This is a genomic window from Pseudanabaena minima str. Chao 2107 (assembly GCF_051131155.1).
Lineage (GTDB): Bacteria > Cyanobacteriota > Cyanobacteriia > Pseudanabaenales > Pseudanabaenaceae > Pseudanabaena > Pseudanabaena minima.
On sequence record NZ_CP159508.1, the window covers coordinates 688,106 to 707,198 of the forward strand.

The 19,093-nt window shown below is 43.5% G+C and carries 11 protein-coding genes; 6 read left to right on the forward strand and 5 right to left on the reverse strand.

Annotated features, from left to right (window positions below; genetic code table 11):
* Positions 1-220: 220 nt before the first annotated feature.
* From ABM313_RS03135 to ABM313_RS03145, 3 genes are read left to right on the forward strand one after another with little or no spacing between them, the layout of a single operon-like run.
* Entirely contained in the window at positions 221-1,828 is a 1,608-nt protein-coding gene (locus tag ABM313_RS03135; protein ID WP_434686251.1) for a protein kinase domain-containing protein, read from the forward strand.
* Positions 1,829-1,871: 43 nt separating this feature from the next.
* Complete coding sequence (locus ABM313_RS03140) at positions 1,872-3,278, forward strand: WD40 repeat domain-containing protein (RefSeq protein WP_434686252.1); 1,407 nt, start codon at positions 1,872-1,874, stop codon at positions 3,276-3,278.
* A gap of 6 nt (positions 3,279-3,284) precedes the next feature.
* Complete coding sequence (locus ABM313_RS03145; protein WP_434688345.1) at positions 3,285-3,785, forward strand: WD40 repeat domain-containing protein; 501 nt, start codon at positions 3,285-3,287, stop codon at positions 3,783-3,785.
* Between the two features lie 164 nt (positions 3,786-3,949).
* Here the strand turns inward: ABM313_RS03145 and ABM313_RS03150 are convergent, their stop codons facing one another.
* Together ABM313_RS03150 and ABM313_RS03155 are read right to left on the reverse strand one after the other, a co-directional pair.
* Positions 3,950-6,604 carry a response regulator gene (locus ABM313_RS03150; protein WP_434686253.1) on the reverse strand — a complete coding sequence of 885 codons (2,655 nt, stop codon included), beginning with the start codon at positions 6,602-6,604 and terminating at the stop codon, positions 3,950-3,952.
* Between the two features lie 84 nt (positions 6,605-6,688).
* Complete coding sequence (locus ABM313_RS03155; protein ID WP_434686254.1) at positions 6,689-8,317, reverse strand: methyl-accepting chemotaxis protein; 1,629 nt, start codon at positions 8,315-8,317, stop codon at positions 6,689-6,691.
* A gap of 309 nt (positions 8,318-8,626) precedes the next feature.
* Here ABM313_RS03155 and murD point away from each other — a divergent pair, with 309 nt between their 5' ends.
* The 3 genes from murD to grxC all read left to right on the forward strand — a co-directional run bounded on the left by murD (position 8,627) and on the right by grxC (position 12,359).
* The gene (murD, locus tag ABM313_RS03160; protein ID WP_434686255.1) at positions 8,627-10,030 is read left to right on the forward strand and encodes a UDP-N-acetylmuramoyl-L-alanine--D-glutamate ligase; all 1,404 of its coding nucleotides are present in this window, start codon (positions 8,627-8,629) and stop codon (positions 10,028-10,030) included.
* 21 nt (positions 10,031-10,051) lie between these two features.
* Positions 10,052-11,905, forward strand: a complete 1,854-nt coding sequence (locus tag ABM313_RS03165; protein WP_434686256.1) for a penicillin-binding transpeptidase domain-containing protein — start codon at positions 10,052-10,054, stop codon at positions 11,903-11,905.
* Positions 11,906-12,101: 196 nt separating this feature from the next.
* A complete protein-coding gene (gene grxC / locus ABM313_RS03170) occupies positions 12,102-12,359 on the forward strand; it encodes a glutaredoxin 3 (RefSeq protein WP_434686257.1) in 258 nt (85 codons plus the stop codon).
* A gap of 41 nt (positions 12,360-12,400) precedes the next feature.
* Here the strand turns inward: grxC and ABM313_RS03175 are convergent, their stop codons facing one another.
* From ABM313_RS03175 to ABM313_RS03185, 3 genes are all read right to left on the reverse strand, one after another.
* Entirely contained in the window at positions 12,401-15,118 is a 2,718-nt protein-coding gene (locus tag ABM313_RS03175) for a DNA gyrase/topoisomerase IV subunit A (RefSeq protein ID WP_434686258.1), read from the reverse strand.
* Between the two features lie 119 nt (positions 15,119-15,237).
* Positions 15,238-17,907 carry a GAF domain-containing protein gene (locus ABM313_RS03180; RefSeq protein ID WP_434686259.1) on the reverse strand — a complete coding sequence of 890 codons (2,670 nt, stop codon included), beginning with the start codon at positions 17,905-17,907 and terminating at the stop codon, positions 15,238-15,240.
* 240 nt (positions 17,908-18,147) lie between these two features.
* Complete coding sequence (locus ABM313_RS03185; protein WP_434686260.1) at positions 18,148-18,687, reverse strand: shikimate kinase; 540 nt, start codon at positions 18,685-18,687, stop codon at positions 18,148-18,150.
* Between the last annotated feature and the right edge of the window lie 406 nt (positions 18,688-19,093).

The window sequence follows — 19,093 nt, forward strand, 5'->3', positions numbered from 1 at the left end:
CAGCATTTAATTCAGCACATTAGCTCAATCATAGCTCTGTTTGTTAAGCTTAAAGTTATATAGCTGTCGCCAGTCATCAAAGTAGAAAGTGGCGGCGCTTTGCGCCACCACTGCTCTAGATTTAATATAGGCTGCTGCTATAGCCATTAGCCTCACGATAAATATGTCGTGATCTAGCAAATTATTGATGAGGCAAAGTTCTGTAACTTGGTAGGTAACTATGTTAGTAGGCAAAACATTAAAGAATCGGTACAAAATCCTCACGGTTCTGGGGAGTGGGGGATTTGGTGATACCTACTTAGCACAAGATATAGACTTACCCGGTCACCCTACCTGTGTGGTTAAACAACTCAAACCCAAAGATACCAATCCCAATGTTTTGCCGATCGCCAAAGGTTTATTTGATCGGGAAGCAGAATATTTATACAAATTGGGAAATGCTCATCCCCAAATTCCGAAACTATTTGCTCATTTTGAAGAGAACAACGAGTTTTTTTTGGTGCAAGAGTTTGTGGAAGGGCATAGCCTTGCTGAAGAGATTCCCATCGGTCAGAGATTATCAGAGAGTGCAACAACTACCCTATTACTAGAGGTTTTAGAAGTTCTCGCCTTTGTTCATCAAAATAATATTATCCATCGTGATATCAAACTCACCAACATTATGCGCCGTCGGCAAGATGGCAAAATCGTTCTCATTGACTTTGGTGCAGTTAAAGACATCAGTGCGTTAAAAACTGACTCCCAAGGTCATACTGACGTTACCGTTAGCATTGGTTCCCCCGGATATATGCCAAGCGAGCAAGCAAGAGGGAAACCTCGCCTCAGTAGTGATGTTTATGCTGTCGGTATGATTGGCATCCAAGCTCTTACGGGTATTGCACCTGATAGCTTGCAAGAAGATGCAAACACAGGCGAAATCCTGTGGCGCGATCGCGTAGAAGTCAGTAATGCTTTTGCGGAAGTACTTCAAAAAATGGTGTTTTCCCATTTTAGTCAGCGCTATAAATCAGCGATCGATGCTTTACAGGCAATGCGATCTCTTTGTGCTACTAACATTAGCTATAGTAATAATATTGCCCCAACTGAGGCGATCGCTTATCCATTATCTGGTTCAGATTCATCGCCAACTATAGTTACCAATACAGGTAGAGAGACTGTACCTGCATCTGCACCAACCACACCACAAGCCCCTATCCCAACCACACCACAAAATCCTGTCACAACGCCCCATGTCACAGTCTCCGCTCCTAATCCAATATTCTCGAAGTATCAACCATTTCTATGGATCGCCTTGACTGGAGTAATATCAGTTTCAGCAGCGATCGCTACAGCAATGCTGTTACCAAAACTAACTAATCAGACTAGTAGTAATAATCAAATTGAAACTACAAAAGTACCAACAAGTTCTCCATCAATTTCTCAAACTCCTTCCCCAAGTCCAGAAACTCCAGATCCCATAGAAACAGAAACTCCAGAGTCATCTCCCATAATTACAACAACTGATTCCACTATGCCAAGTTTTGGGGCGATCGCGCGTTCCCCTTCGACTCAAGCCAACGGATACTCATGGAACTTTACTTCACAAAAGGCAGCCGAAACTAGAGCTTTGAGTGAATGTGAGAACAACTCTAATTCAGGGGATTGCAAAATATTAGTCTGGGCGCAAAATGCCTGTATGTCATTGGCTGAGGGATCTAATGGTGCGGCAGGCTCAGGCTGGTCAACGGATATGATTGCTGCCGAAAATACCGCAAAACAAGTTTGCCAGCAATACAAAGGTGTTAATTGTGCTATTACCCGCACAATTTGTTTGCCATTTCAACAGTAAACTAAAAAAATGGCGACAAAACTAGCATCTATGCACCATTACTATGGCACTTCCTACTGAGTTTAGAGAGATTCTGACTAAGATATTACACAACGCAGCAAAGATATTAGATAAACATTTGCAAGAACTTATACTTGCACAGAATGCGCTGATTCTTGATAATGAAGTGTTTTTAGTACCTCCTGAAATCATTTCCGATCCAAGGTACTTGTCATTAGAGCTAAATAGAAAAAGCTCTGGATTCAGTAAAACTATTCTTGATCTATTAAGTGAGTGGCAATTTATTCGTATTACCAAACAAATTGATGATTTAAAATCTCCTTGGGAATCAAGTTATATATCGGCTAATTTTAGTCGCAAAATTCTTGATCATATTCTCATCGATAATGCTAAAAAACATCGCTTGTTAGTTTTAACTGCACCTTTTAAAATAAGCCCTAACTGTGTAGCTAGTCTCAGGGAAGATCTTGAGATTGAACTAGCTGAAGACTTAAGAATGTTGTTTTTAAGTAACAATTATCCTTTAGATAGTGAGGAATGTCCGATTGAGTTTTATAGCGATCATTTTTATAATACCATTAACAATGATGATATCCATCAATTACAAACAATATTAACAAATATTCCCACATTAATCTTACATAGTAGCATCAGCGACTACAAAGCTTATTTTCATCTAATTTTCTGGCTTCCATATAGTCAATTTGTTGTCACTTATACACTGCCAGTGATGCCTTGGGAAGAAGCCTGTGAAATACTGAAAGCATCAGCCAAAGAAGAAAGATTAGCCTTGAGAATTATCCGTCAAATCATTATTTCAATCCAAGAATTTCTAGCAGCTTTTATTTCAGACTGGTATTATTTACACTTAAATCCCTACTATTCTCCAAGGTTATTACAATCAATTAATATATTAACTACTCAATATTTTGATGCAGATTTACTTGCACCTTATATTGATATTCTAAACAGGGTTCAAAAGCAACAACAGTTAATCAATGAAAATCTATTAAACACATTCTCTAATCAACAAAAAAATACTAGTAAAAAACTTATCCAAAGAGTTAAAGAATGGTCTTTAAGTAGTGTACTTACTACTCACTCTGGATGTGTTCATGCCCTTGCTTTTAATAGCGATCGCAGTATCTTACTGAGTGGAGGTAGTGATAGTGTAGTCAGACTATGGCATCCTAGTACAGGTAAGGTAAGCTTAAGTTTAAAGGGACATACAGGCGATGTTTTTGCTGTAGCAGTAAGCGATAATGACAAATTTTTTGCTAGTAGTGGGAGTGACTGCAAAGTATTAGTGTGGAATTTAGGTAAACTGCAAGAACCGATTTGTTTTAATGAACACTCTGCATATGTGAGTTCTCTCGTTTTTTGTCCAGATAATCGCTTGTTAGCCAGTGGTAGCTATGACAACTCAATTCATATTTGGGATTTATGGTAAAGTAAAATATTTCGAGTTCTCACAGGACATTCCTCCTATGTAACTTCGCTTGCTTTTAATACTAAGGGTGATATTTTAGCCAGTGGTAGCTATGATTGCTCGATTCGACTCTGGAACCCTTTAGAAAAAAAATCGAAACTTACACTTACTGGACATACAGATTATGTCAACTGTATTGCCTTTAGTCCTTTTAATGATTTACTAGCTAGCGGTAGTCGTGATGGCACGATTAGGTTATGGCGACCAGAAACAGGAACTACGATCAAAGTTCTCAAAGGACATACTGCGGGTGTTAACTCTCTTACGTTTAGTCCTAATGGCGATATTCTTGTTAGTGGTAGTAGCGATCGCTCAGTTAGATTATGGAATACGAGAGTTGGTGAGGAGATAGGAATTCTGACTGTAGGTTCACATCCAGTTCTCTGCGTACATTTCTCTAAAGATGGTAAACAGTTAGCTATGGGAAGTAGTTGGACTGACAATATTAAGATTTGGAACTGTAGCTAATACCAACGCCATTTACGTCGTGCGAAGCACGACGTAAATGGCAATATCGAACTCACGTTAATACCAATGTACAAAATAGAGTAGCCACTTTGTGTCTTGAAAACCCTTACTAAATTTGGCTTTTATCCAAATAGAGAGATGCGGCGCTTTGCGCCGCATCTCTTTTAGACAAGACTTTTTAGTTCGATTAGAGAGCTAACTTTATTGACTAATTCTAAGGTTGAGAAACCTTTAGTAAGATAATCAGTTGCCCCAAGACGACTTGTCTCACGTGACCATTCTTCTGCAAGACGAGACGAAATCACCAGAATCGGCATATCTAATCCTGCTTGACGACAGCGATCAATCAACGTGAATCCATCCATACGTGGCATCTCAATATCCGTAATTAACAGAGCAGGTTGACTGTGTCGTTGTAGCCATTGCCAAGCCTCCATACCATCATCGCAGGTTGTAATTTCATATCCTTGTGGCGACAAACTGCTTTCAATTCGGCGACGCATCAGAGCGGCATCATCTACAACTAAAATTTGCCGATCGCTAGATAGATCGAGGAAAGAAGCTGTTGACTGCGAACTAGAAATCGTGAGGCGTTCAATCCCTGACGAGAAGAAGGTTTCCACAAAGGAAAGTGCATCAATGACAGGAATCAATTTTCCGTCAGGCATCAAGCTCATACCGATTAAACCAATTGGAGCAACCAGAGGTGCAGGAATTGGATTTACTAATAGATCACTCTGTCCAACTAAGGTATCGGCAATTAACCAAACACCACGATCGCTATCTGATTGTTTAGTCCGTACAGCGATCGCTGATGGTAAAAGTATGCGGGTTTCAGTTTGTCCTTGCCAATACTGATAGAGATCGATCGCTGGTGTTTTCCCTTTCTCCTCTTGTACCTCAATGGTGTAGTCTGAGCGATCGGTCTTTTGCCAGAGTAAACTTTCAACGAGGGTAGTTGTGTAAATTTCAGAAGTAGGAACCGCAAAGGTGCGATCGCCTGCTTGCAGGAGCATACAGCGTACAAACAGATGCGGTACGGGAATCTGAATCGTAAAAGCTGTACCTTTGCCAAGTTGAGAGATAAGGCTGAGCTTGCCATTCATTAGTGCGACTTGGCTTGCCACCACATCCATACCCACACCCCGACCAGAAATATCGCTAACGACTGTAGTGGAAGTAAAGCCCGATTGACATAGGACGCTTAATAGTCGATCAGAAGTGCTGGTATCCGTCAGTGGTAATCCTTTGGATTGGGCAATTTGACTAACGCGATCAGGATCAATACCTCTACCATCATCACGAATACTGAGGTCAAACATGCTACCACGTCGTTTCAGAGACATTTCGATTTTGCCCTGTAGTGGTTTGCCTAATTTCTCTCGTTCAGGCGCGTCCTCAATGCCATGATCGTAGGAATTACGCAATAAATGTAGAAGCACAGGCTCTAAGCTGCGAAGTGTGCCTGCATCAAGTTCCAGTTGCTCACCAATAATCGTAAACTGTACGACTTTACCAACACGAGTCATTAAATCTCGTAAAATCCCTCTCGATCTAAAAGCTAAAGTTGAGAAGGGAACAAGGCGACTTTCTTCGATGGTTTGTTGGAGATTGCGTAAGCTGCGGTCAAGAGTTTGGATGCTATCGGCTGTGCGCCTTGCCGATTCACCTGTTTCTGAGCCTAGTTCAATTAAGCGCAGACTAATTTCTAGTAAGCGGTTAATGGCAGTATACCCTTGACGATAGCGCTCAACTTTTAGCCCATCTTGCTCCCCTGATGCGTCTAGCAATGCATAATCATCTTGAACTTCGCGTAATTGAGTAATGTATTGAACACTGTTTTGCGCGAGTGAGACTAGCGGCAGTAGATTGGAGTAAACCGATTGGTAGAATCCCTGTGTAGCACGAGTTGCCATTAAGGTTTCAACTAGATACTGAGATGATCGCTCTAAGCGATCAAGTGGCACAGGGATTTGAATGTCCGCCGTTGGCGAAACTGGTAAATTAGTTGTAGAAGGGACTTCATTGCCTGCGACTAAGGTCGGTTCTATGCTTACGGAGGGTGCTATTGATTCTTGTTCAATCTCAAAAATTCCACCTTGACGAGCGCTTTCTTTAACCTTTTGCAGAAATGGCATCCATTCTGCGTGCCATTGCTCACAATCTAGGCGATCGCAAAGTTCACTTCCCTTTTGTAAAAATTCATGCCAAGTTGCCGCTAAGTTTATTTCTGAGCCAATTTCTTGTAACTGGGCAATAGTTTGCTTAGCGATCTCACAAGCTTCTTGTGGAACCTCACCTGTAAGCGGTAAATCTTCGATCGCCATTTCTAGCTCAAGCGTCACCAAATCAAAACCTTGATCAGCAAATTCTTGCTGAACTTGGCGCATTTCGTTCCATTCGGGTAAATATTTAGATTGAATGCGATCGCGTAGAGTTTGAATATAGTTAACTGCGGCTTCGGGGTCGCTGAGTTCACCCATCTGAACTGCACCGATCAATAACTCACCAGCTTCAATCAAAGACTTCGCTAATTCGCCATCAGCTAGTGGTGGGGCAACATCGAGATACCGCAGATCGGAAAGAACATCCTCTAGTATCGTCGAGACTTGAAGTACCGCTTGAAAACCTACAGTAACAGAACCACCTTTAATCGTATGTACACAGCGATATAGCTGCTGAATATCTTCGCGCCAACTGGCTATGCTTAACTGATGGACAGTCTGCACATAGAGTTGCAAATATTTCTGGGTATCTAATTCAAATAGAGTACGCAGTTCTTCTTGCAGTTGTAAATCATCAAATTCAGAATTTGGCATTATTTCGCTATTCGCTATCAATTTGTGATTAGGGTTCTGCGATAACTTATCTGGGGCGAGGCAACATCACAGATAAGTTATTTGTCAGTTTACAACCTGAAATTTTTCAACTTCAATCGATTCCATCTCGTCCATTTCCGTAATCTGCGTTTCTAGCATTGGTGGTAAACGGAAAAACTGCACCCTTTCTAGTAGTTGACGAGCCAACATACCCATTTTGCCTGATTGATCACGGGTAAATTGAGCTTGAGAAGCAGAACGTTCCGCGATCGCTTCAATATCTTGGATCGAGGCTAAGCTAAATTTGACGGCTTCCGCAATTGAGCGTGATGAATCAGTTACGGCAACGCCAATTTCGGCTAGTTCCTCCGTTACAGTGGCGATGTTGGTAAATGACTGCTCCGAACTATTCACACTGTTAGTGAAGTCCGACACAAGGCTATTCACATCACGCACGTCTTGATCAATACCCGATACAACCACATCCACAAATCCCGTCCTTTGTTGCAATACCACTAGCCCCTGATTGGTTTGGGTTGCCAAGTTATTTACCTGTGAGGCGATCGCTTCAAATTCCCTTGCGACGGAGACAAATTGTTCAGGATCGCGTTGTTCTAGCGCTCTTGCTGCCACCATCGAAGCATTAGTTGCTAAAACTTGCGTTAAGGAAGCGAGGCGTTTTTGATCCAACACAAATTGTTTAGCAAGCGCCACGAATTCCCCCAGATTTTTAATTCTTTGCACCATCTGCACCGTTGCGGCTTGTAGAGACTCAATCGAAGCCGTCAAGTAAATAATTTGTTCCTCCCCTTGTCTAACTGCCGATCGCACCCTCTGCACAGCTTTGTTGGCGGCGATCGCTTGTTGCGCCGCATCTTGGGCTAACTGGTTTACGTCCTCAATTCCTAAACGGGCTTGTACCACTAAAACTTCCTGTTGCTCAGCATTTTGGGATACGGCGATCGCTAACTGCTCAAGGCGATTAGTCCGAAGAGTTACCTGTTGTGCAGTCTGCAATACGGCTGCCAGCACCTCCGCTAGCTGCTCAGATAGACGATTGAGCGTATCCGCAATTAAACCAGTCGCATGGGGACTGACCTCAGCCTTAGCTGTTAAATCACCCATCTCCAGTTCTGAAACCACATCCAACAGGTGCGAAATTTCATCTTGAAAAATATTATTTTGGGCTTCAGCCTCGACTTGAGCCGTAGACTGCTCCTGCTTGTTTTGGGCAAGGTTAAAAGTCATCTGATTAAAAATATCAGCTAATTTGCCAATTTCATCCTGTGCGCCAAGCTCCACAGTTGCACCAAAGTCCCCTGAGGCATATCGTCTGGCGATCGCTTCTAGACCCCGAATCCTCTTGCTAAGCGTACTACCGATAAATAAACCAAATAGCGCACTAATCACAATCAAAACCACTCCTAAGCCAAACACAAATAAGGTGGCATCGGACAGTTGCCTTTTTGCCTCTTGGTTGACAATCGGTGCAAGACTATTATTTAAATACAAAGCGGCGATCGCAAAGCCAACTAAGGATAAAAAGCTAGTTGAACCGATCGCAAAGAGGATTTTGGCGCTAATCGGCAAATTATTTAACCAACTGCTCTTATTGGAAGCTTGTCTAGATATCGGGGCAGCAGCAGCAACGGCAGCCTTCCTCTTTCTTTTTGCATTCGCTTTTTTGCTTGAAAAGGGAGGTTTATTTGCCATATATAAACATATTCAACAGTTTAGAAATGTCAAAGATCAGAATAGTTTGAAGTTTGCTGATTAGTAAACCGTCAATTATCTTGTCTTTTTAGGTTGGATGTTAACAACATACAGCTTTGTGTTGAAACTCTTGAGTGTGCTTCGCAACAATGTCAAAACCAATTTTAGAGTTTTCAACGCCTACGGCGTTGAAAACTCTAAAATTGGTTTTGCTGCTCTCTTAGCAGCTATAAAACAAATGTCAGCAAGTTCCTGTATTCTTGACTATTAACTTTTTAATTTAATAAATTTACCAATCAAGCGATCGCCATGCATCAAGCGTATGTACTGGGACTGGGACAGTCTGGAATTTCTGCGGCAAAACTTCTCAAAGCTGATGGCTGGCAAGTAACAGTTAGTGATAGTAACGCCAGCACCAGCTTAGAGCAACGTAAGCAAGCCTTAGAGTCAGCAGGAATTGCAGTTGAGCTTGGTGGATTTCCTGACTTTGCCCAATTAATTGAGTCGGGTCAAAGTGTGGAACTCGTCACTGTTAGTCCGGGGGTTGCTTGGGATTGCCCTGTTGTTGAACAGGCACGATCGCTCGGTATTGATACGATTGGTGAGATCGAACTAGCTTGGCGCTATCTCAAGCATATTCCTTGGGTAGGTATCACAGGAACTAACGGCAAGACGACTGTGACATCTTTGACGGCAGCAATTTTTCAGGCGGCGGGACTAAAAGCGATCGCCTGTGGCAATATTGGTTTTCCCGCTTGCGAAATAGCGTTACAGGTCTTGCATAAACAACTTAAGCCCGATTGGATTATTGCAGAGTTAAGCAGTTATCAGATTGAATCAACGCAAAATGTTAAGCCTCAAATTGGTATCTGGACAACCTTTACCCCAGATCACCTTAATCGCCACTATACCCTTGAAGCCTATCGAGATATTAAGGCAAGTTTGATCGATCAGTCCGCCCATATCGTTCTCAATGGTAATGATCCCTACTTGGAGAATTTTGGGGCAGCCATGTGGCCAAAAGCAATCTGGACAGGAATTGATGATCAGGTGGTGGAGGCGATCGCCGATGGTGCTTGCATTGACAAAGGTTGGGTTAAGTTTCGTGGTGAGCCAGTTTTTCCGATCTCCCATTGGCAGCTTTTAGGAAGTCATAATCGTCAAAATTTATTGATGTCGGTGGCTGCCGCCAAACTGGCTGGGATTGATGCAAAACATATCGATCTTGCCATCTCTAATTTTCAAGGTGTCCCCCATCGCCTTGAGCATGTGTGCTTTTATGAAGGCATTGCTTTTATTAACGACAGCAAAGCCACTAACTATGATGCTGCCGAAGTAGGCTTAAGAGCAGTCAAGCCTCCTGTGGTCTTGATCGCTGGCGGTCAACCAAAGCAAGGTGATGCAAGTGCATGGCTAGAGCAAATTCGTCAAAGAGCGATCAGCGTATTATTAATTGGAGAAGCTGCGACCTTGTTTGCAGAAATGCTCAAAGATGTAGGGTTTAAGGATTATGCCATTGTAGACACCCTTGAAAATGCTGTAAGACAAGCAGCCCATATTGCCCATAGTCGCGCTCATAACCACCCTAGTCAGCCTTTGCCAACTGTGCTATTCTCGCCTGCATGTGCTAGCTTTGACCAGTTTGCTAACTTCGAGCAACGTGGCGATCGCTTCCGCCAACTTTGCCAAGAGCTTAGCCCAGAATTTCGCTAAGAATTTCGCCAAAATATAGTCATGAACCCATCGCTTCCACCCAGAGACCTAGCCACTATTAATCTTTTTAAACGTCGCACTGTACTGATCTGGATGATTCTGGCTCTGTCGATGATGGGGTTAATTGTGCGCTTAGTTTTTTTACAGGTGGTGACATCATCTGAATTACTCGAAAAGGCGCGAAGACAGCAAATGTTTACTTTGCGACCATTTATTCCCCGTCGCACGATTACTGATCGCAAAGGTGCAGTTTTAGCTCTAGATCGCCCTGTCTACACATTATTTGCCCATCCACACCTTTATAAGGAAAAACCTGAGGTGATTGCTGAAAAGCTTGCGCCAATCCTCAGACGACCAGCCGACAAACTGCTCAGTATTCTCAGCCGTGATACTACTTCTACTCAAGTGGAGTATTGGCTATCGGAGGAGAATGCTGATCGCATTCATAATTTGCGTCTAGATGGATTAGACCTAGTCCAACAGCGCCATCGCCTCTATCCCCAACAGGATCTTGCTGCTGAACTTCTCGGCTATGTAAATGTCGATCATCGTGGTCAAGCAGGGATAGAGCTTAGTCAAGAAAAGTTATTAGAGCGAACCGATCAATCGCCCTCAGTTACCCAAGATGGTAATGGCAAGTTAATTCCTAACCGTATTCCTGCGGGAATGCTCCAAAGCGATCGCACAAGCTTGCAAATGACAATTGATTCGCGCATTCAGAGGACTGCTAGGCAAATTCTCAAGCAGCAAATGGTGAAGTTTGGTGCTAAGCGTGGCTCAGTGATTGTCATGGATGCCAGAGATGGTGGGCTGCTCACCCTTGTAACTGAGCCAACCTACGATCCTAATCGCTACTATGAGTCCGATGTCAAACTCTTCAAAAATTGGGCAGTTTCTGACCTCTACGAACCAGGTTCTACTTTTAAACCTCTCAATGTGGCGATCGCCCTCGAAGCAGGAGCAATTCAGCCTGACACAGTATTTAACGATGAAGGCGCTTTAACCATTGGCGGCTGGCCAGTCGCTAACTTTGACTACGATCAAGTGGGTGCAGTTGGACCTCTCAGTATTAGCCAAATTCTAGAGCGATCGAGCAATGTGGGTATGGTGCATATTGTCCAACGCATGAAGCCTTCAGTTTATTACGGTTGGCTAGAGCGAATTGGGCTAGGAGATATCTCTGGTATTGATTTGCCGTCGGAAACACCTAGTACCCTAAAACCCCAAGAGCAGTTCCTTGAATATGTGATCGAACCAGCAACAACTTCTTTTGGACAAGGATTCTCACTCACACCAGTTCAGATGGTGCAATTGCAAGGTATCCTCGCCAGTGGTGGTAAATTGCTCACGCCCCATGTGGTCAAAGGTTTAATTAATGAAGAAGGAGAGGAGTACTATCAGCCTAAATTACCCACGCCTCGACAGGTAATTTCGCCAGCTACGGCTCAAAGGGTTGTGGAAATGATGACTAATGTTGTCGAAAAAGGAACTGGTCTACCTGCACGTATTCCAGGATATCGAATTGCTGGCAAGACTGGTACTGCCCAAAAGGCTTCAACTACTGGTGGTGGTTATTCCAATGCCAAGATCACTAGTTTTGTCGGTATTTTTCCCGCTAAAGAGCCTCGCTATGTGGTGTTGGCAGTAATTGATGAACCCGTTGGAGCTGATGCGTTTGGTTCTACTGTAGCGGCTCCGGTTGTGAAGACAGTAATCGAGGATATCATTGTTAGTGAGGGCATTCCACCTAGTCATCCTGAAGAAGTAATCTCCAAAATTCCCATTCTCGCTGATCCAACCCCACCTCCCGACTTAAAACCTGCTCCCAATAATTCTCCTAATCCTGAGCCTAAACCACCTCGCGATCGCACTTAATATTAAAGCCCTTACTGAAAGAGTGCGTCCCGAAGGGACGCACTCTTTCAAATTAAAAGGTAAAGGGCTGCGCTTCGCGCAGCCCTTTACCTTTTAATCCTTGCGTTTGCAGGACTACCCTCAAATTTGTGAATTGATATATCGGTAGTTAAGATTTGTTAAAATGACATAGGTTAAACAAGTCTAGGAAATAGTGATGGCAAAAGTTGAGATTTATACATGGCGGATGTGTCCTTTCTGTATTAGGGCAAAACATTTACTCGATAAGAAAGGCGTAGAATACACGGAATATGTCATCGATGGGGATGAAGCAGCGCGATCGGCTATGGTAGCTAGAGGTTCTGACGGCAAACGTTCTGTCCCCCAAATTTTTATCAATGATCAGCATATTGGTGGTTGTGATGCTATCCACGCGCTAGATGCTAAGGGAAAACTTGACCCTTTGCTAGCATAAAACAATAAAAATAAAAGCCTCGCACAGCGAGGCTTTTATTTTTATTTGGCAACTACGCGAATGACTTTTTCTGATCGCACTAAGTCACTTTCACCTGCAAAAATCGAGCGCCCTTGACTATTAGGTAACTCTAGAGGAATCGCACCCAAAGGCATTTGCACAGTTCTTAAACCAATATCATTTTCTTGACCTATCAAGAAAGTTACAGGTAAATCAAGACGAGGCTTGGCGATCGCAGTCATGCTGACTAATCGATCAGCTCGCGATTGGAACTTGAAGCATTGTGAGCCAATCGCCCCTCGCACCGCAGAGCGAATATTCGCCGCCGCTATGCGTTTGGCAAAACCCTCAGCCGTAATCAAAATCAGTTCAGAATTGGGGTTATTTTGTAAATCAAGAATCGACACACCAATTTGAGTTTCTGAACTGCCTAGACGCAGAGCAATATTTCCAGCAGCGGTACGTCCAACGGTGGGAATTTGGGTTTCATCAGCTTTGAGGCGTAGGATTCTACCAGCAGAGGTGGCGATCGCTAGTTCTTGGTCTAAGCCGACAATATCAGCCCAGAATAGAGCATCATCTTCTTTAAATTTCGCAGCAATCAGTCCGCGTGCGGTCATATCGGCAAATTCAGCAAGAGGCGATCGCTTGATTTTGCCTTGACTAGACAGCAGGACTAAGCCTTCCGTTGATTCAGGATTCTTTTCCCAGACAAACTGCGACACAATGCGATCAGTACTATCGGGTAATAGTGTAATTAAAGGCGTAGCCCGTCCTTTCCCTTTGATGATAGGTACATTGGCAAGGGTAAGGGGAAACGCTCTACCTGAACTAGTCATAACGACCATTTCGCGATCGCTACGGGTGTCATAGGAAGCGATCGTCACATCATCTCCTAAATCCGCAGATTGCGAGGCTCTAGAATTAGGCTCTAGGCTTTTGATATAGCCTTTATGCGTGAGTTGAACTGTAATATCTTGCGGCTCGGCTATGGGAATATTTAGCTCAGTTGTCAGAGAAATTAAGGGAACTTCTACTGGTTTGGGTTGTTTATTAGTTGTTGATTTAGGAGATTTGCGATCGTTTACTTTCTCAGTGACATTCCCAGTGTCAAGGGTTTGCTGAATCTGGCGATCGCTTTCAGTGTTTTTAGATTTAGAACTTTTCGAGGTGGCTCTTGTTGGTTCTACTTCGTCAATGTCGGTCACTTCGATACTTTGTCGATTTCCTAGTAATTGCCATGCAAGATGCGTGCGCCTAGGGTCACTATGACGTTTTTTATGATCGCGCAATTCTTTTTTTAAGAATTTCATTAACTCGCGGCGATCGCCCAATAATCTCTCTAATCTCGAAACCTGTTGCTGTAAGGTTTCTAGTTCTTCACGGATCTTCTGTTGCTCAATTGCTGTAATTCGACGTAAAGGCATCGAGAGAATCGCTTCAGCTTGGATTTCTGACAAGGCAAATTCTGTTTGTAGATCAGTCTTAGCCAGAGCGCTATTATTCGCAAATCGGAGAATCCTGATCAGGCGATCAATATCTTGAAGAACTAGCACTAGTCCTTCCAATAGATGCGATTTTTCTTGGGCTTTTTTTAGCTCATAACGGAAGCGCTTCGCAAGGGTTTCTTCTCGAAAAGAGAGGAATTCTTGCAATAGTTCGCGCAGACTCATTTGCTTTGGTTGCGAACCTTTGAGTGCTAACAGGATCACCCCAAAATTTGATTGCAAAGCTGTTTGACGATATAGCTGATCGATAATTACTTCAGGGGCAATGTCTTTCTTTAATTCAATAACAACTCGCATCCCTGCGCGATCGCTTTCATCGCGAATATCGGAAATGCCCTCGATTTTGCCATTGTTCACTAGTTCGGCTATTTTCTCGATCCATGCCGATTTATTAACTTGATAGGGCAGTTCAGTCACAATAATTGCTTGTTTCTGGCGCTTGCCTGTACCTTTGCCCCCAAAATGCTCAACGGTCGCAACACCGCGAATCGTAACGCTACCACGTCCAGTTAAGTAAGCCTCGCGCACACCATCCTCATTCATGATGATCCCGCCTGTAGGAAAGTCTGGAGCAGGAATCAAGCTCAGTAACTGCTCGTCAGGCAAATTAGGATTATCAATTAAAGCGATCGCGCCATCGACAACTTCACTCAAATTGTGCGGCGGAATATTGGTAGCCATCCCCACAGCAATCCCTGTAGAGCCATTGAGTAATAGCATTGGCAATTGAGCAGGCAGCACGGCTGGCTCTTGCTCTGAGCCATCAAAGTTATCAACAAAATCAACAACATCTTCTTCGATTTCGCTCAGCAAAGCCTCATTACCGATCGCTGCCAAGCGACATTCGGTATAACGCATCGCCGCCGCAGGGTCATTATCGACAGAGCCAAAGTTGCCATGCCCCGCCAATAATGGGTAACGGCTGGAAAAGTCTTGCACCAAACGTACAAGGGCATCGTAAACCGATTGATCGCCGTGGGGGTGATATTTGCCCAATACGTCACCAACGACACGGGCGCACTTACGAAAGGGACGCTCTGGCACAAGTCCCAGCTCATGCATGGCATAGATAATCCTGCGATGCACAGGTTTAAGACCATCACGGGCATCAGGCAAGGCACGTCCGACAATCACGCTCATTGCGTACTCAAGGTACGAGCGCTGCATTTCTGTATGCAATGAGGTCGGTATGATATTTCCCCCGTTAGACTCCAACCCGAAATCTAGCTGTTGTTGCCCTTGCTTTGCCATAAAATCTACGAACGCTGTACAAGATAATCACGATAACAAAAACAATGTAACAGCAAAATCAATACCACATCAAAAAAGAGAGATGGTGCTTAGCACCATCTCTCTTTTTTGATGTTTATTTACTTTTCTGTCATTCTCCATACACCATCCCAGTCATCTTCAGGAGCATTTAGTAAAAAATGCTGACAACGGGTGATATGAATATTCGCCGCCTTGTTGTTTTTATCAAGTTCTAGTACCTCGGCAAACTCAGCAACGGCTTTACTAAACTTCCGCGTCAGGTAATGCTCACGGGCTGCATGGTAATGCTCAATGATGCGAGTTTGGATCTCGGTCAGTGGATCGGATTTTAAACCGATTAATTCATACACACTCACAGGCTGATTTTTGCCCTTGACTTGAATACGATCAAGTTCGCGTACCCAAATGCGATCGCTACAGAGATTGTAAGTAGTTTCGCTAATGATCGCATCTGTACCATATTGCTTACTTGCGCCCTCTAGTCGTGAACCAAGATTCACACCATCGCCGATCGCTGTAAATTCCATCCGTCTGGTAGAGCCAATATTGCCACTGATCACCGTATCAGAGTTAATACCGATGCCAATTTTGATCGTAGCCATATCGATTTCTTTTTGATTTTGTGGCTTCAGTTTTTCGATCCGCTTGACATTAAACTCCTTTAAACGATGGCGCATATCGATCGCCGTCTGTACTGCCATCCATGCATGATCAGGAATTGGCAAAGGCGAACCAAACACCGCCATAATCGCATCACCGATGTATTTATCCAGCGTGCCTTTGTAATTAAAGACTGCCTCCACCATCGTTTCAAAATATTCGTTCAACATCATTACCACGTCTTCAGCAGCAAGGGATTCTGTCAGTGTGGTGTAGCTGCGAATATCGGAGAATAATACGGAAACCTCTTTGCGATCGCCGCCCATCTTGGCATCACCACCAGCGAGAAGCTGTTCAGCTAGCTCTTGGGTCATGTAGCGATACATCGTACTTTTGAGGCGTTTCTCTTGACTAATATCTTCCATCACGACTAGAGCGCCATGAACACCTTCGCCTTCGTCTCCTTCAGACATGGTGTTAATGGAAATATTGATGCTGTGTTGTTCACCATCAGTAGAGCGCAGGGTTTGATCGGGATAATATTGCTTACGGCTTTTTTCGTCACCACCCTGCAAGCTCGTATCAAACCATTTAGTGAAATTTGCCTTTTCAATATTGATCAGTTCATACACTGATCGACCTTCTAACAGAGCATTACCGACTCCAAGTAAGTCATAGGCGCGTTCATTGGCAGCGATAATTTTGCCATGTTTATCCGTAGAGATCACGCCATCGGAAAGGCTTCGCAAAATGTCTTTTTGCATTTGCTGTTCTTGTTTGACCTTGGCGAATAGCTTGGCATTTTCTAGCGCCACACCAGCTTGAACGTTGAAGACCTTCATGAATTCTTCATCATTACTATTAAAGCTTGCCTTGAATCTTTCAGGGGAAGCTGGCCATGTGTTGGGATCATATTCAGGAAAATCGCCACGCTGAATCTTGTTAACTAATTGAGTAACACCAATTAACTCTTTGTTAGAGTTGAAAATTGGCATACAAAGCAGGCTGCAGGTGCGATAGCCATTAGCCTGATCGAATTTTTTAGAATTATCAGCATCAGGATGCTCGTAAAGGTCAAAGGGAATATTTAAGACTTCGCCTGTAATAGCCACACGACCCGCAAAACCTACGCCCATCGGTACGCGCAATTCCTTAGTTAGCCCATACTGATCGACTATTTGTGTCCAGAGATCATTGCGATCGCGATCAATTAGCCACAATGTACTGCGATCGGCATTCATCAATAACTTGGCTTCGCCCATCACCTTTTTGAGGGTAGCCTCTAGATCTAAACTTTGTCCTAGAGACATGGCTGCTTTCATCAGTGCATCGGCAGCACGTTGTTTTTGGGCTGCTGAATAAAAAGCCTGCGAGCTTTCTAAAATTAGGCGCATTGATGGTGCAAACTGAGCAAATAGAGCCTGATCTTCTTCCGTAAACCCAATGCGATCAACACTTTCTTCGAGGGGGACAGAAGGATCGTTAATTCGTAACTTATTAATTAACTGCACCACTGCAACTAGTTGATCGTTATCGTTCAACAGGGGCATGGCAAGCATGGAGTAAGTGCGATAACCAGTACGCTCAAACTGCCTTTTAGCTTGAGATGATCGCGGATCATCAAAAAAGTCAAAGGGAATATTGACAATATGACCATAGGTAGCAACTTCACCAGCGATGCTAGTTGGTTCTGTCGAAATCCGAATTTCAATATTTTTGCCATCTTCACTAGGCACATTTGTCCAGAGTTGATTTTTATCGGCATCTAATAAAAAAATCGTGGTGCGATCGGCCGAGAGCAATTCACCAATTTTGCCGCGAATTGCTTGCAGCATTTCATCAAGGATCACATCAAAGTCGGTGTTGAGCATTCCGAGTGTTTGATTGACGATCCTTAGTCGCTGCTCAACATCATTAACGACTTGGCTAAACTTTTCGGGAGTAAGTGGGGCAAGCACAGAAGCAAAATTACCTCCTGCGGTTACCGCTAAGGCACTGGAGCTGCGATCAGAACTATCTTGAAAATTAGTTAAAGCTGGGGCTGGATTGTTAGGCTTGACAGATGAAGATTCGCTTGACGATTCGCTCTCTGCAATCACATCGATCGTAGCCTCAATCGTAGCGTGGGTATCTATGGATGGTATGCGAGAAGGGGATGATGGTGTCATATCAGCACTAAGATTTTCGGTTTAGTCCCAACTTTTTAAGAGCGTTGATGCTTATCGAAGCACTCTTGTTCCACTTGCACTGTTGCTTTTGAGTTTATGCAAAGCCAATTTCGTCAAATTGAAAAAATTATCTTAGCACTCCTCAGATTGAGATCGCAAACCTAGAAACTATAGGCGGCGCGAATAAACGCCTTAAGTAAATCAACAAGATTGCGCCCTGTGGGGCGTAGTCTTGTTGATTTACTTAAGACGATCAGGAATAATTCGAGCTTGGATCATCTCGAACAGGCGATCGCTAACGGCTTCAGTGGTTTCATCCTCTGTGACCATGATCGAAATATCGGCTTGAGCATAGCGATCGCGGCGTTGGTTATAAATATCATTAAGGGTTTGTAATGGATCAGCGGTTTGTAAAAGAGGGCGTTGCTCAGATGCTGTTTTGAGACGATGGTATAAAGTCTCAACTGGGACATCAATCCAAATAACGATGCCATCGTGTAGGTGTGACCAATTGAGCGATCGCATGACGATCCCGCCACCTGTAGCCACGACTAGACGGGTATAAGCCGAGACTTGTGAAAGTACCTGTTGTTCAAGATCGCGAAATTTATCTTCACCATCATTGGCAAAAATTGCTGGAATTGATTTCCCTGCACATTGCTCAATCAGTGGGTCGGTATCTAAAAAGTTGTAACCTAGTTTTTGCGCTAAGAGTTTGCCGACGGTGCTTTTACCTGCACCCATCATCCCAATTAAAAATATATTCGTTCCGTTGAGCATTTGCCTGTATCTAAAATTTATGATGGGTAGTTTGCATTCCATCGTGACTAAAGCAATATTCTCATAGCATCAGGTTTACAAATCATCTGCGCCAACGTACTTATACGCTTTCACAAAAATATCGTCGCAATTTTGTAAATTAACGTGAGTTAGATAAAGCCATTTGCGTCGTGCGAAGCACGACGCAAGCGGAAAATTAACCTCAGATCGAGTTGGTTTCAAACTAGCTCCTAGATGTCTAAGACCCAAACAGTAAAAGCCTCGCTAAGCGAGGCTTTTACTGTTTGGGCTTTTAAAATTTTGTAGCTTATCCCAAACTCACGTTACTTCTGCTTTTTCGGTCGGAGATTGCTATAAAATTTTTATTGCTATCTTGACGATTATGGTAGAACTGTACGCTTAAGAT